General features: G+C 39.4%; 15 protein-coding genes. 4 read left to right on the forward strand and 11 right to left on the reverse strand.

Annotation, left to right across the window (positions count from 1 at the left end):
* Window positions 1-83 precede the first annotated feature (83 nt).
* Entirely contained in the window at window positions 84-1,040 is a 957-nt protein-coding gene (locus I6F10_RS00185; RefSeq protein WP_024597318.1) for a methylenetetrahydrofolate reductase, read from the forward strand.
* 126 nt (window positions 1,041-1,166) lie between these two features.
* Here the strand turns inward: I6F10_RS00185 and I6F10_RS00190 are convergent, their stop codons facing one another.
* The 4 genes from I6F10_RS00190 to I6F10_RS00205 all read right to left on the reverse strand — a co-directional run bounded on the left by I6F10_RS00190 (window position 1,167) and on the right by I6F10_RS00205 (window position 4,534).
* On the reverse strand, window positions 1,167-1,355 hold the full coding sequence (locus I6F10_RS00190) for a hypothetical protein (RefSeq protein ID WP_197098121.1): 189 nt from the start codon (window positions 1,353-1,355) through the stop codon (window positions 1,167-1,169).
* Between the two features lie 16 nt (window positions 1,356-1,371).
* A complete protein-coding gene (locus I6F10_RS00195) occupies window positions 1,372-2,172 on the reverse strand; it encodes a GGDEF domain-containing protein (RefSeq protein WP_231619848.1) in 801 nt (266 codons plus the stop codon).
* Between the two features lie 237 nt (window positions 2,173-2,409).
* Complete coding sequence (locus I6F10_RS00200; RefSeq protein ID WP_182753717.1) at window positions 2,410-3,657, reverse strand: DEAD/DEAH box helicase; 1,248 nt, start codon at window positions 3,655-3,657, stop codon at window positions 2,410-2,412.
* A 175-nt stretch (window positions 3,658-3,832) separates the two neighbouring features.
* Complete coding sequence (locus I6F10_RS00205) at window positions 3,833-4,534, reverse strand: DUF3581 domain-containing protein (protein WP_197098123.1); 702 nt, start codon at window positions 4,532-4,534, stop codon at window positions 3,833-3,835.
* Between the two features lie 112 nt (window positions 4,535-4,646).
* On the opposite strand from I6F10_RS00205, the gene I6F10_RS00210 reads away from it, so the two are divergent.
* Window positions 4,647-5,516: a CPBP family intramembrane glutamic endopeptidase gene (locus I6F10_RS00210; RefSeq protein WP_197098125.1), complete on the forward strand. Its 870-nt coding sequence runs from the start codon at window positions 4,647-4,649 to the stop codon at window positions 5,514-5,516.
* Between the two features lie 109 nt (window positions 5,517-5,625).
* Complete coding sequence (locus I6F10_RS00215) at window positions 5,626-6,021, forward strand: hypothetical protein (protein ID WP_033016118.1); 396 nt, start codon at window positions 5,626-5,628, stop codon at window positions 6,019-6,021.
* Between the two features lie 16 nt (window positions 6,022-6,037).
* On the opposite strand, the gene I6F10_RS00220 is transcribed toward I6F10_RS00215, so the two are convergent.
* From I6F10_RS00220 to proB, 5 genes are all read right to left on the reverse strand, one after another.
* Window positions 6,038-6,337 (reverse strand): hypothetical protein, encoded by a 300-nt coding sequence (locus tag I6F10_RS00220; RefSeq protein ID WP_002958795.1) that lies wholly within the window; start codon window positions 6,335-6,337, stop codon window positions 6,038-6,040.
* 163 nt (window positions 6,338-6,500) lie between these two features.
* Window positions 6,501-7,985, reverse strand: a complete 1,485-nt coding sequence (gene gltX, locus I6F10_RS00225; protein WP_002961608.1) for a glutamate--tRNA ligase — start codon at window positions 7,983-7,985, stop codon at window positions 6,501-6,503.
* A 39-nt stretch (window positions 7,986-8,024) separates the two neighbouring features.
* On the reverse strand, window positions 8,025-8,384 hold the full coding sequence (locus I6F10_RS00230) for a glutaredoxin family protein (RefSeq protein ID WP_197098127.1): 360 nt from the start codon (window positions 8,382-8,384) through the stop codon (window positions 8,025-8,027).
* 56 nt (window positions 8,385-8,440) lie between these two features.
* Entirely contained in the window at window positions 8,441-9,415 is a 975-nt protein-coding gene (locus I6F10_RS00235; RefSeq protein ID WP_197098129.1) for a GGDEF domain-containing protein, read from the reverse strand.
* Between the two features lie 101 nt (window positions 9,416-9,516).
* Window positions 9,517-10,620, reverse strand: coding sequence for a glutamate 5-kinase (gene proB, locus I6F10_RS00240; protein ID WP_197098131.1), 1,104 nt, complete (start codon window positions 10,618-10,620; stop codon window positions 9,517-9,519).
* 119 nt (window positions 10,621-10,739) lie between these two features.
* On the opposite strand from proB, the gene I6F10_RS00245 reads away from it, so the two are divergent.
* Complete coding sequence (locus I6F10_RS00245; RefSeq protein WP_197098291.1) at window positions 10,740-11,699, forward strand: DMT family transporter; 960 nt, start codon at window positions 10,740-10,742, stop codon at window positions 11,697-11,699.
* On the opposite strand, the gene I6F10_RS00250 is transcribed toward I6F10_RS00245, so the two are convergent.
* Both I6F10_RS00250 and I6F10_RS00255 read right to left on the reverse strand, forming a co-directional pair.
* The gene (locus I6F10_RS00250) at window positions 11,594-12,199 is read right to left on the reverse strand and encodes a class GN sortase (protein ID WP_197098132.1); all 606 of its coding nucleotides are present in this window, start codon (window positions 12,197-12,199) and stop codon (window positions 11,594-11,596) included. The two genes, I6F10_RS00245 and I6F10_RS00250, sit on opposite strands and share 106 nt — an antisense overlap.
* Entirely contained in the window at window positions 12,196-14,214 is a 2,019-nt protein-coding gene (locus tag I6F10_RS00255; protein WP_197098134.1) for a marine proteobacterial sortase target protein, read from the reverse strand. The genes I6F10_RS00250 and I6F10_RS00255 overlap by 4 nt, the downstream gene beginning before the upstream one ends.
* Window positions 14,215-14,232: the final 18 nt, after the last annotated feature.

Here is a 14,232-nt window from a genome sequence, read left to right on the forward strand (position 1 = left end):
ACTTTCACTAAATAAATCTATCTAGACGTCTAAATGGCTGCTATATTAAATCCATCAAAACAAACTTAGCTGGAATGAGGATTATGGCTTTATCACTAAAAGAGAAGATAGTGGACACCAACCAAGGTGTTTATCTTATTGGTACTACCCCGCCTAAAATTGGCACCGATAAAGCGCAATTAAAAACCATTGCAGAAAAGCTATTAGGTCGCTTACACGAAATTGAATACGACGGCGTGATAATTTACGACATTCAAGACGAAAGCAGCCGAACTAATCAAGACCGTCCATTTGCGTTTAAACAAACCGTTGATCCGCGTGAATACAGCCATTTACTTCGTAATTTATCTGCACAAGATGTGATTACTTATAAAAGTGTGGCGCAGCGTGGTGTAGGCGAATTTAAAGATTGGCTAAGTGAAACTAAAAACGACTACGATTTACAAAATGTTGTTTTAGTAGGTAGCCCATCATCGATAGGCGATATAAAGCTAAGCCTGCCAGATGCGTATAAAGCTTTGGCTGAGCAGTCAGATGATTTCTTTTTAGGTGGCGTTACAATTGCCGAGCGCCATTCAAGTAAACGAAATGAGCACGAACGATTAATAGAAAAAACAGCACAAGGTTGTCAGTTTTTTATATCGCAAGCTGTTTACGATGCACAAGCGACTATAGAGCTAATCACTAGCTACGCACGTACATGTAAAGCGCAGGGTATTACACCACAACGTATTATATTAACGTTTACCCCGTGCGGCGGCGAAAAAACCTTAGAGTTTATGCAATGGTTGGGTATCTCAGTGCCAGAGGCAACTAAATGGCGCATGCTTGATGCAGACAATACATTAAGCGAATCCGTCCGTATTTGCCGCGAAAACCTCGACTTAATACTTAAAAGCTGTGCGCACCTAGACGTGCCACTGGGCTTAAATATTGAAAGCTTAACAAACCGTAAAGAAGAAATTGACGCATCAATTAACTTATACCGTTTATTAAAAGCTATTATGGAATTAAACCTTGCTGAAAAGCTAATAGCTTAAAGGCTAGGTAAGAGCTAGTTAACACCCTTCTTGGCAAGCCTCATGGCTTGCTTTTTTATGTCCGTACTTTGAAAAATAAATTAAGAAGTACAAGTAAAAATTTGCAGCTTAAGCTATTCATTGAAGCTATTTTTGGTTATTACTCTCAAGCCTTTTTAAGGCAAACCCCATAGAGGAGCACATAACACCAAAAATAATGCCATCATCAGATATAAATCTAATGCTAGGAAGCGCTTCAAATAAGCTTATTATTGCTAATGAAAAAATAAAACCTGTCGCAGAAAAAACCAGCCAAGTTTTTGTGGCATGAGTCATGACGAACTTCCTTTTATTATTGTGCTTTTTTAGCGAGCCTATACGCTTGTTTATTTTTATACATTGCGTGGTCTGCATCATTTAATAGCGCTTCAAAGGGCTGCTTTTGTTTATTAGTAAAACTATAACCAATGCTGAGCGATAAATCGCAAACACCTTCTTTTAGTAAAGCATTTGTATACTCAGTCGAAATTTTATCCATAATGTAGTTAATTTTGCTTTTATCACTTAATTGCATTACTGCAACAAACTCATCACCACCTAAACGCCCTACTATGTCGGCATCCCTTAAATGGTTTTTTAGCGTATCCGCCAAAATAATTAAGGCTTTGTCACCTACTTCATGACCAAAGGTGTCATTTAATTTTTTAAAGTCGTTTATATCAATAAACAAACAACACACGTCGAAGCCCAAACGTAGCGCTAAGTTAAGCTTTTGCTGAGCTAGTAAGTTAAGTGCTCGGCGATTATAAATATCTGTTAATGAGTCTAACATGGCTATTTCGCGCATTTGTTCATAGCTGTAAACAAGCGCTAGGTCGTCTTCAATTAAATCGCGTAGTTGCTCTATGAGTTCAAAGTATTTATCGGTATAGCTAGTTATTTTAGTGTCTTTTAAGCATAGCGTGCCAAATACTTCACCTTCTGGCCAATGAATAGCTAAGCCTAAGTAGGATTCAACACCGTCCTCAACTACTTCTGGTAGGGTGTTCCATGCATCGTTATTGCTTGCATCATTAACATAAAATATTATTAGTTTCTGCGACGTGCCGACAAAAAAGAGGTGTTTGAGGAGGAAGTATCGGGTTGGTTTCAAAGCTTGAGCCACCTTCGTTACTTCTAATAACAACGCGATAGCCTTTGCTTGTTGCCTGAACTATATAACCAGATGGGGCTGAAAAAAGCCCCGTAATAAGGTCGATTGTTTTTTGCCATTTATGCAAAGATATTTGGCCATCAACACCAGAGAATGCCCATTTATCAGTTTCAAACAGTAACTTTACCTCGGCTATTTAATAGCTCCAGTATAGGCAAAAAAGCAAAGTAAAAGCTATTATTTACGACGTCTACTTGGCTCTCTTTTACCAGTGATGCGTTTTTTATCGCGATCTTTTCGCGACTTGTTAGTATTTTTACGATTATCTTTTGGCTTTTTATTTAAGTCTGGCTCGTAACCTTCTAACCACTGCGGCGTTAAACGCGTATCGAGTAGTACTTCAATTTCTTCTAGCAGCCATTGCTCATCAAGACTCACCAGCGACATAGCAAGTCCTTGTTCACCAGCACGACCTGTACGGCCAATACGGTGCACGTAATCTTCGGCAATGTAAGGTAGTTCAAAGTTAATTACGTATCTAAGTGTAGAAATATCTAAACCACGCGCAGCGACATCGGTTGCAACAAGTACGCGTGTAATACCTTCTTTAAAGTTTTGCAATGCACGGTCACGTGCGCCTTGCGATTTATCGCCATGGATTGATTCGGTTTTTAACCCATCTTTACACATTTCTTTAGCGAGCTTATCAGCCATTTGTTTTGTGCGAGTAAAAATAAGCACTTGGCGCCAGTTTTTCATGCCAATCATGTGCGATACAAGTTCGCGCTTACGGTCTTCATCAACAGCGTAAATAACTTGCTCTACTTCAACCGCAGCTGAGTTACGTTTATCAACTTCAATTAGTTCTGGGTTTTTTAGTAGTTTTTTACTGAGTTCAAACACGCTGTCATCAAACGTAGCCGAAAAGAGTAGAGTTTGGCGATCGCCCGGGATATGGCGCAATATACGTTTAATTTCATCAATAAAGCCCATATCAAGCATACGGTCAGCTTCGTCAAACACTAAAGAGTCTACGCTTGAAAGTACCACGCTGCCTTTAACTATATGATCAAGCAAACGCCCTGGTGTCGCCACTATAACTTGTGCTGTTTTAAGTGCTTTTATTTGAGGGCCAATACTTGCACCACCATAGGCTAAAGCGCCATTAATGTTAGTGCCTTGTGCATACTTTTCAAAGCTGGCAAATACTTGCTGAGCAAGCTCTCGTGTTGGCGTTAAAATTACAACGCGGGCAAGGCCTTGCTCATCTTTTTTAGGGGTATTTAAAAGCTTATGTAATAGAGGTAAAACAAAGGCGGCGGTTTTACCCGTACCTGTTTGCGCGCTGCCCATTACATCACTTCCGGCTAAAATAGGCGGAATAGTTTTAATCTGAATTGCGGTAGGTTGAGTGTAATTATTTTGCTCAATCGCTGTTAATAATAACGGGTCGAGATTAAGTGATGAGAACGTAGTGGCAGACATAGGCTTAGCTTTAAAATAACAAAGAGCGCTATTGTACGCATATTACTGTACTGCGTAAATTAACCAGTCCAGAAAAGTATTTAATCCCTCGGCTAATCTAGCTGTACTCTTAAAACCAATAAAAAAGGTGCTAAATAACAGTGTATTTAGCGCCTTTTAATAATTTAATGTAGCTTTAAGCGGGTTTTAACGTCGCTTTACGTTCGTTGTAAAACGCGATTAAATCGTCAACTGTTGCTTGGCAATATTCACGAATACCCGAAACCACCATGTGCTTTTCACCAAAACCCACTTTAACGCCGTTTTCTAACAGGTTAAAACGTAGTGTAATTTTTCCGCGCTTGCCGGCGTACTCAAAACTAGGCTCTGCAAACTCAAGTTCTGGTGCTGTAATATCAAGGTTATCAAGATTAATAAGCATTGATTCGTAAATTACCATCGGACGAGCAGGGTTTATCATTACCTCTTGCTTGCCCATTAATGGGATAATTACATGCGGAAAGGTAGTACCAGAAAACTCAACATAATTTTTTATTAGACTATTAGTTAGTGCTGGGCATTGGCTGGTTTTACCGCTGCGCTTTACCTTTAAAATTACTTTTTCGCCATTGGTAACATCAAACTCATCGGCTCCCTCAGGGAAATGTAGTTTGGTGTTTTCATCAACCATACCGGCAAAAGTAAATTCCATTTGTTCACTAATACCGTAGCGGTCTAGTACCAATGAAAAAAGTAAGTCTCCTGGCGCGCAAAACTTTTTGGCATCTTTGTCGTGAAGTGGATTGTAATCATCAGCAACGCATTTAGCGAATCGACAACCTTGCTCACGAGAGATAGAAACATAATCAGCATGCTGCTGAAAAAAAGGACTTAACATAGTTTGTTCACTGCTTAAACTGCTTATAACCTATCTATATTACCAGAAAAAAAATACTGAGAGGTCGAATCTGTTAGATTAGTTGCTAAATAAAACAGAGCAATAAAAAACAATGACCTTTTATTTATTAGCGCTATCAATTATATGTGTATTTCCGTACTGCAAAATATCAATAATGCGGCAACCCCTTTGGCACTACTTAATGGCTTTAAGTGTTCTAAGTGGGTATTTTCAAGGTTATATAAATTTGTATGCTCTGCTCAGCACTGGGCTATACGTTGTTTTATACTACTGTGTGCTAAATGCAAAGCGGGCAATAATACGCGCTATTTTAGGTACTGTTTTTATAATTTCCTCACTGGCATTAGCACTTCATTGGGTGCCTGGTTTTAATAACCTCCCTATTGTTATAGATGAGCGTATTACAAGCGATGCGATTGCTTTTACCCTTTATGCTAATTTTGATAAAGCTATGGCTGGTTTATTCCTTTGTGCTTACTTTTATTCGAATAAAAAAGCTTTAAAAGCAGACTCTAATAAAGCAGACCCATTAAACGTTAAACAACCCATTTTAATAATTATTGCTACTGTTTTAGCTGCGCTCACTGCGGCTTTAATGCTTGGACTTGTAAGCTTTAACCCTAAGGTTCCTGGCTTTTGGTTAGCCTTTATGGCTATTAATCTTTTATTTACCTGTGTAGCTGAGGAAGCTTTGTTTAGAGGTTTATTACAAACCAAACTTAGCCAAATAATCACATCTACTCGCCCAGCGCTACTTGCTCCAATAATGACAGCAGCAGTGTTTGCTTTGGCACATTTTGCAGGAGGATTTAACTATGTATTGGTCTCATTTATTGCAGGCTTAGGATATGGCTATATTTTTTATAAAACGCAGCGCTTAGAGTGGGCTATTTTATGCCATTGGTTAGTGAACGTTTGCCACTTCTTTTTGTTTACTTACCCTATGCTCAGTGATGTTTAAGTTACTTACAAAAACAAACAATTTATTAACCTACAAGCCTTGCGCGTATTAAATTAAATAAGTATCTTTATTCCCTAACAAAATTAATAAATTGATGGATCAATTAGATATGCTACGAATAATAATAACCTTAAGCTTACTCATTATTTTAGCGGGCTGTTCTGGAGCTCGCTTTCACACCAATATAACTAAAGATATTTTAGCAGATCAAGTCAGTACTCGTGTTGCTAGAGGAGATCTTCAGCAGTTTTATAGTGATCAAGAAGCGCACGAGAGCGGCGCTAAACTTTTAGGTAGAGTTGAAGGGCAGTTCTGTATTAACAAAAATCATGATACTAAGCCTAATATTAGCTATAACCGTGCTAAGTCTCACGCCATTGACGCGCTTAAAAATGATACTATGAATAGAGGCGGGAATGCTTTTACTATTAATTCTTGTAGTGAAACCTCTGTATCGTACTGCGACCTATCTGTTTTATGCACCGGACAGGCCTACGACTATTAATAAGTAAAAGTGCAAATTATATATTAAGCGCAAAGCTCAGTAGTACACGCTTTCCAGACTCGATTTTAGATACGCTGTGTTCGTACTTATCGGGTCTGAATAAATACACGCGATTAAATAAATTTATAATGCATTTTGAGCATTTAAATACCCCACCCGCTTTAGGTTTTTCTAATACAAAGTTGAGCTTGTAATAGCGCCCTTGCTGCACAGGGTCAATATGGTTCATTACGCTATGATTGGTTGGGTAAGTAACAAGGTTTATCGAAAATGTGTTACTGCTAAAAATGGCTTTGTTTTTTACAGGTGCAATCATACTGCCTCCTATTATTTTATATTCCCTATTGTATCATTGGGCTAAGTACTAATACTTTAGTTAAACAATATCAAAATACGATGTCATATAGCTAAACAGCCTGAAACAAAAAAGCCGAACTTATTTTACTAAGCTCGGCTTTTAAAAGTACATTGTTTAGCAATTATGCACTTGGGTATTCGCGGTACGCACGCTCTATATTTTTAGCCTGCTTTTTAGAAATACCTAAATGAGCAAGCGCTACACGTAAACGAGCACGTGATAAGTCAGAGCCTAATATTTCCATTGCATCAAGCACTGACGTACTTGATGTTTTGCCTGTAATTGCGACAAAAATTGGCTCTAAAAAGTCTTTAATTTTAAGCTCGTGGAATGTAGCCACTTCTTTTGCAATTGCAAAAATAGCGGGCTTATCAAAACTACGTAAGCCTTCTAGCTGCCATACAAAAAATTGTAGTGCTTGGCGTATTACGTTTTCGTCTGCTTTACCAGCAGTTAAAAGCGCAGGATCGTAAGTTGGAATACCACCTACAAAATGTCCAGCAAGCTCAACCATATCCGAAAGGGTATTAATACGCGTTTTAGCCTCAGGTAATACTTTAGCTAACATTTCACCGTTAAACTTCCAATCAACAAAGCGCTGAATTAACTGCTCGTCAGTTAGATTTTCGCGGATCCACATGCCGTTTAACCAGCTTAATTTATCCACGTCGAATACTGGGCCACCAAGCGATACGCGCTTCATGTCAAAGTTTTCAATCATTTCATTAAGTGTGAACTTTTCACGCTCATCTGGCATTGACCAACCCATACGACCTAAGTAGTTAAGCACGGCTTCTGGCAGGTAACCCATTTCTTTATAGTAGTTAATAGACGTTGGGTTTTTACGCTTAGATAGCTTTGATTTATCTGGGTTACGTAGTAATGGTAAATGACCAAGTACCGGCGCTTCCCAACCAAAATCTTCGTAAAGTTTTAATAACTTAGGTGCTGAGTTAATCCACTCTTCGCCACGGAAAATATGACTAATTTGCATATGGTGGTCATCAACTACGTTCGCTAAAAAGTACGTTGGGAAACCATCCGCTTTTAAAAGCACTTGCATGTCTACGTTTTCCCACGGGATCTCAATTTCATCTCGTAGGTAGTCGTTAAACTTAAATGTGCCTTCGCTTGGGATTTTCATACGTATAACGTAAGGTTTGCCTGCCGCTAAGTTTGCTTTAATTTCTTCATCTGTATGGTTTAAACCACGACCGTCGTATTTAGGGCGCAAGCCTTCTGCCATTTGCTCTTCACGCATTTGATCAAGCTCTTCGCTTGTTGCAAAGCAGTAAAACGCTTTACCATCGTCAACTAACTGATGCGCGTATTTTTTATATAAATCGCTACGCTCAGATTGACGGTAAGGACCAAATTCGCCACCCACATCAGGACCATGATCCCACTCAAGCCCTAACCAGCGTAAGCTATCCATAATCGCAAGTTCAGACTCTGGCGTGCTACGTACTTGGTCTGTATCTTCTATACGAAGTACAAATTCACCGCCTTGTTGTTTAGCAAAACAGTAGTTAAATAAGGCGATATAAGCGGTGCCAAGATGCGGGTCACCAGTTGGCGACGGGGCAACACGGGTGCGAATTGTCATGGTAAATTCTCTTTAAATAAGTGAGATAATAAAAGTGGTTTATGCAGCTACTTTGTTTAAGTAAGCAATAATATCGTTTGATTCATACAGCCATTGTACTTGGCCATTTTTCTGTATACGCAGGCAAGGCACTTTAACTTTGCCGCCTTGCTCAAGAAGCTCTTGACGATATTGCTCATTATTTTTTGCATCACGCGTTTCTATGTTTAAGCCTTCGCGCTTAATAGCGCGGCGTACTTTTACACAAAACGGGCATGCTTTAAATTGGTACAGTTTAAATTGTGAGGTTTGCTGATCAAGCTGTGCTTGCTCGTCGCTTGCACGCTTTTTACTGCGAGGAGTAAATACAAAATTAAAGAATAAGATTATACAACCTAAAAACCAACGAACTAATTTCATGTTCTGTGCTCTGCTTACAACAATTTAAGGAGCCAGATTTTAGCACAAATTTACAATCAAAAAAGCTCAATACTGTTATCTATCTTTGGTTCGTTATTAACTTCTAATTCACTGTAGGAGGTAACTCTATTACGGCCAGTATTTTTAGAGTAGTAAAGCGCTAAATCAGCCTGATTTACAATACTCGATACAGTATCAATACTCACTAACTCTAAAAAACCAATGCTAATGGTTAATTGGCCAATTTGTGGAAAAGGGTATTGGGCAACATTAAGGCGTAACCGGTTAAGTGCAACATGTGCATCAGCCTCTGTTTTTGCTTGAAATAACATTGCAAATTCTTCACCACCATACCTAAATACATAGTCTTCAATTCTAAAATTATTTTTTAGTCGCCGTGCTACAAGTAAAATAACCTCATCGCCAATTACATGCCCGTAGTTATCATTAATATTTTTAAAGTTGTCGATATCGGCAATAGCTAAATACCAACGTCGCTTTTTATTGTTATCATTTCTTGGTAACAAAAAACCGTTACCCGATACAATCTCAATTACTTTTTTATCAAATGTTTGCCTATTTAAAAGCTCTGTAAGTGGATCTAACCGCGACTTATATAATAGCCCAAGCTGATTAGCATAAATATTTAAAATATGTACAGCTAACATAGTTGTTCGTTCTGGTAATTCTTGCTCGGTTTCTATTAATAAAGTGCCGACTACTTTTCCAAAATGATAAATAGGCACGTAACTTGTTGTGCTACTAAAGGCATAGCTCACCCTAATTTTATTTTGAGTGACCTTTTGTAATAATAATGATGCTTCATCTGGGCTTAATTGCTCTAAATTACTATTTGGATTAATAAGAGTAGGGGGTATGGGGGCTGAAAAATTTTTATTGACGTAAATAGCAAAATTATCAACTTCGAGCAAGTCGCTAATTATTTGTATTAATGCGCTATCTAAATCACTTTCTTCCTCTTGCTGGGTAAGCTTAATAATCCATTCGTGCCCACACTTATTTGCCTTCATTACACTGCCTAAACTAATTAAACTTTTATTAGTCTAGACAATACTCATGAATTTACTAAGTTATGAGGTAATACTTATTAACTAATCCTTTAGAATAGGTATTAAAGTAATACTAAGTCGTCGCGATGCAATACTTCTGCACCACTATCGTAATCGAGTAACTGGCCTATTTGACTAGAATGCGCACCCTTTATTTTATTTACCTCGATGCTACTAAAGCGCGTTAAGCCCCGTGCAATTACTTGATTTTTATTATCTATTAAATCAATTAAATCACCGCGTTCAAAACGTCCAAATGCATTAGTAACGCCTTTAGCAAGTAAGCTTGCGCCTTTATTTTGAAGGGCGCCAATAGCACCTGCATCTATAACAATTTGGCCGGTACTTTTAGGCCCGGCTAGTAACCATTTTTTACGGCCATCTTTTGGAGCGGTGAGTTTTAAAAAACGCGTGCCTGGTAACTCGTCACTCATGCATTTTAAAATAACGTTTTTACCTGCGCCTTTAGCAATAATAACTTCAACGCCTGCGCGCCTTGCAATGTCGGCGGCTTGCAGTTTAGTCGCCATACCGCCGGTGCCTAAGTTTGTACCACTGCCACCAGCAAGTTGGCGCAGCTCATCGTTTATATGTGTTACTTCGCCAATGAGGGTGGCATCGGCATTTGTGCGAGGATCGCTGGTAAATAACCCTTCTTGATCGGTAAGTAGCAATAATTTATTAGCATTAGCCAAAATAGCGACAAGTGCCGATAAATTATCGTTGTCGCCTACTTTTATTTCACTGGTAGCGACTGCGTCATTTTCGTTAATGATGGGTACAACGTCGTAATTTAGCAGTGCGGTGAGTGTATCGCGGGCATTAAGGTAGCGCTCTCTGTCGTCTACATCAGCGCGAGTAAGCAGCATTTGCCCTACATTTACCCCATATAAAGCAAACAAGCTCTGCCAAATATGAATAAGTTGACCTTGTCCAATTGCAGCAAGCATTTGTTTATCAATTAAGCTTCTGCCACAGGGTTTTAATAGTTGTTCGCGCCCAGCAGCTACCGCGCCGCTCGATACTAAAATAACCTGATGCCCCTGCTTTTTAAGCTCGCAGCATTGGCGTACTAATTCAACCATATGTGCTTTGTCTAGCTTATCGGTGCCGCCAGTTAGTACGCTTGTACCAAGCTTTACAACTATTACCTGTTCCCTTTGCATGTGCTTTTTACTATTGATTAATTAAAGATGAATTAATTTATACCAGCTCGGTATTTTTGAACAAGTTAAAAATTTTCATGCTAGGATCTGATTTTATTAAATTAAGTAAATTACTCTCTATGCCTGCCAGTTTATGTTTAATTATTGCCACCTTTTTATGGGGCAGCTCTTTTATTGCGCTCAAATACGCCATTGCTATTTACGACCCTGCATTGGTGATATTTTTACGCATGCTCACCACGTTAGTTTTGTCGCTTTGTTTATGGCGCTACGTTATTCGGTTTGAGTACTTAAAAGGTGACTGGAAGTATTTAGTGGGTATGTCGCTTGCTGAGCCTTGCTTATACTTTTTATTTGAAGGCCATGCAATGGAATACACATCAGCCTCGCAGGCCGGTGTTATTGTCTCTTGCTTACCTATTATAATTGCGTTGCTTGCCTTTGTATTACTTAAAGAGCATATAAGCAAAGCCATTGTTGTCGGTTTTACGCTGTGTATAGGCGGCAGTATTTTACTTACGCTTCTTTCACCAAGTTCCGACCAAGCACCTAATCCGTTACTAGGTAACTTTTTAGAGCTTATGGCTATGGTGTGCGCTGCATTTTATACCGTAAGTATTAAACATTTAGCTAATCGCTACTCGCCCCTGACTTTAATTGCGTTGCAAGGTATTAGCGGCAGCTTGTTTTTTGCGCCGTTTTTATTTTTTATCGACCTACCAAGCGAAAATCAACACGACTTAACTGCGCTTATGAGCATTTTGTATTTAGGCTCGTGTGTAACCCTTGGCGGGTATGGCATGTACAACTATGCAATTAGCAAGGTATCGGTATTAACCGCTGCTGCGTACTCTAATTTAATTCCTATTTTTACACTTATTTTGTCAGCTATTATTTTGGGCGAAGTGCTCAACGTTTGGCAATGGTTGAGCATATTTGTGGTATTTATTGGCGTAATGGTAAGCCAGCGCCATCAAGAGCTCGTGGTTGATATACCGCTTAGTGAATCGGGCGAAGACATTTGCGCAGATACAAGCAATCTTAAATCAGTACCCGAGGCAAGCGAATCAAAAGGGTAACAGGTAAGCAAATACAGCCCAGGTGTTTGTAAAAATGAGTTTTGGGATTGATGAATAACCTCAATCCCCGTTACTTTATAATTTTGTATCACCCCACTTTGAAGTTGCAAAGTAAACGCCTCCCCCACTTTTGCGTTTTGTAAAAATGCAAAGTGGGTGTCGTTATGTCCGGCTATTAGCGCGCCCTTTTCGTTTCCAAATTCTTTTCCGCCCAGCTCCCCTGCAGGTAAAAATTGGCTTGGCGCAAACGCTAAATTACGACCACTCGCTCCAGCCAATACACTTAATGTTTTATTATGGCTTGGCCAATTAAGCTTTGCAGTAACGTAGCTGTCGGCGTAATACCACGGTTTTACTTTAGTGCCGGGTGATTTAAGCGCCTCTTGCCATGCTTGCTCAATTAATACTTGAGCAAGCCATGCTTTTGCCTGCATATAAGCACCGTGACCAAATAATCCAAGCCCAGCTATTAGTAAACCCGCGCTTAGCCACTTTTTCATTTACGTGCCCTGCTTAATTTAAGCCCTCGATTTATTTTAAGCGCGCTAAATCCCAATAATAAAATACAGCCTAGTAATATATGTAACCTGCTTTGCCCATGGGTTTGCGGTAAACGCATTGCCATACTTTGTGGTAATGCATTAGTAGCTTGCGCCGTTTGCTCTGCCACTTCTTTTATTTGAGTTTGTTCAATCGCTATAAAAGCAGTAAACGGACTAAGTAATTGATGAGTAAGCGCAAGCTCCTGTACTTCATCTTTAACTACACTTTCCTCGTTGTATAAAAGTAATGATTTGATTTTTTGGCGCGCCCACAGTTTTGCTATACCTTGAGCGCTTGAGCTATTTTGTGTACTTAATTTAATACTTAAAGGCCTTTGTGCTGTTTGCCCAGCAAGTACCACATTTTTAGCATTATTAAGTTTTATAGCGACCATGATAGGCTCGCCAAAATATAAATCAGGTAGTGGTGATGGCCAAAAATCTAAGCTGTTACCGCTTTCATCGCTTAGCGCCAAGTTAGTAATAGCCGGATGTGCAAGCTTATCAAACAACTGCTGCATTTTAGGTTGCACCTCACTTGTGCTGCCTATAAACGTAAATGAGCCTTTGCCTATATCTGCCGCTCGGCGCATAAAAAAGCTATTCGGTGCGCTGCCAATACCCACTGTAAATAAGCGGCTATCGCCTAACTTACCTTGAATATTTTTAAATAATGCATCTTCATTACTTACGCTGCCATCAGTTAAAAATACAACTTGGCGTACAAAACCATCAAACTCGCTGCCATCAAGTACGGCATTAAGCGCACCTTGTATTTCAGTGCCGCCGTCGGCCTCTAGGCTATAAATAAATCGCTCTGCACGGCGTAAATTAAAGTCACTGGCTATAAGTGGTTTATCGCTCATTGGAGTCACTATGTTGTCAAAACCAATAATGTTAAAGCTGTCGTCGCTATCAAGTAATGAAAGTGCATAAAACAACGCTTTTTTAGCTTGCTCCATAGATTGCCCGTGCATAGAGCCTGACGTATCAACTACAAATACCATTTCGCGAGGTAATCGCTGAGTTTGTGTAAAGTGATCCCCTGGTGGCATTAGCATAGCAAGCCCGTATCGGTCACCATTTTCAAACTGCTGAGTAAAAAATGCGGCTTGAGCTTGCTCTTTTTGCAGCGGTTTAAACTCAAGTAAAAAGTCGCGATTAACTGCATTTGTCTCATTTAACGCTATTTTATATTGTCCAAACGCGGTGTTTTGCACATCAACATTGTGAAATTTAGAATTGATATCCACCAGCTCTAAGCCTACGTCTATATCAATGTTTAAGCTAAATTGGCTACTTGGTACGTTATCAGTTTGATTACTGCTTTTAATGCTGTAAACAGGGCTTAACCATCCCGTTGGGAGCGGATTAACATGCGCTTGATTTTGAGTACTAACCTCAACCTCACCACTAATCGCGTGATAACGCGGTGTAATGGTAGTAGGAAATCTAATAGCGAATGTACCGCTGCTGTAATCAATTATTTCTTGATACTCAAGCTCAATAATCACTTGCTCACCGGGGCCAATATTAGCCACATTCGTAATAAACATATTCGCACGTTGTTGGCGTACTAGGGCCGCTTGCTTGCCTGCTTTTTTAGCCTCCTCGTATTTTTTTTCGGCCTCTACCTTTTTATCAATTTGGCCTTTAATAACTCGCTCACCTATACGCATTGTCATGGCATGTACGGCGCTTTCATCAGGCAATGGAAAAACGTAGCGCGCATTAACCGCAAACGGGTTTTCGTTTTGATAGGTTTGCGTTACTACAACATGATTAATTAGGCCAGTTAAGGTCATATTGGCGTCGCTTTTTAATATTATTGCTGGGCCTGCTGGCGCACCATTGCTATCAAAAAGCTCTAACTTGGGTGATTGCGCATGGCTTTTAAAGCTCGCTAACAGCACAATCGCTATGAATATAAAAATGCTTACTTTAGTAAGCATTTTGGTCGGTTTACTCAACATAAAATCACTCCATCGAAC

Source organism: Pseudoalteromonas sp. SWYJZ98 (assembly GCF_015864495.1).
Taxonomy (GTDB): Bacteria; Pseudomonadota; Gammaproteobacteria; order Enterobacterales; family Alteromonadaceae; genus Pseudoalteromonas; species Pseudoalteromonas distincta.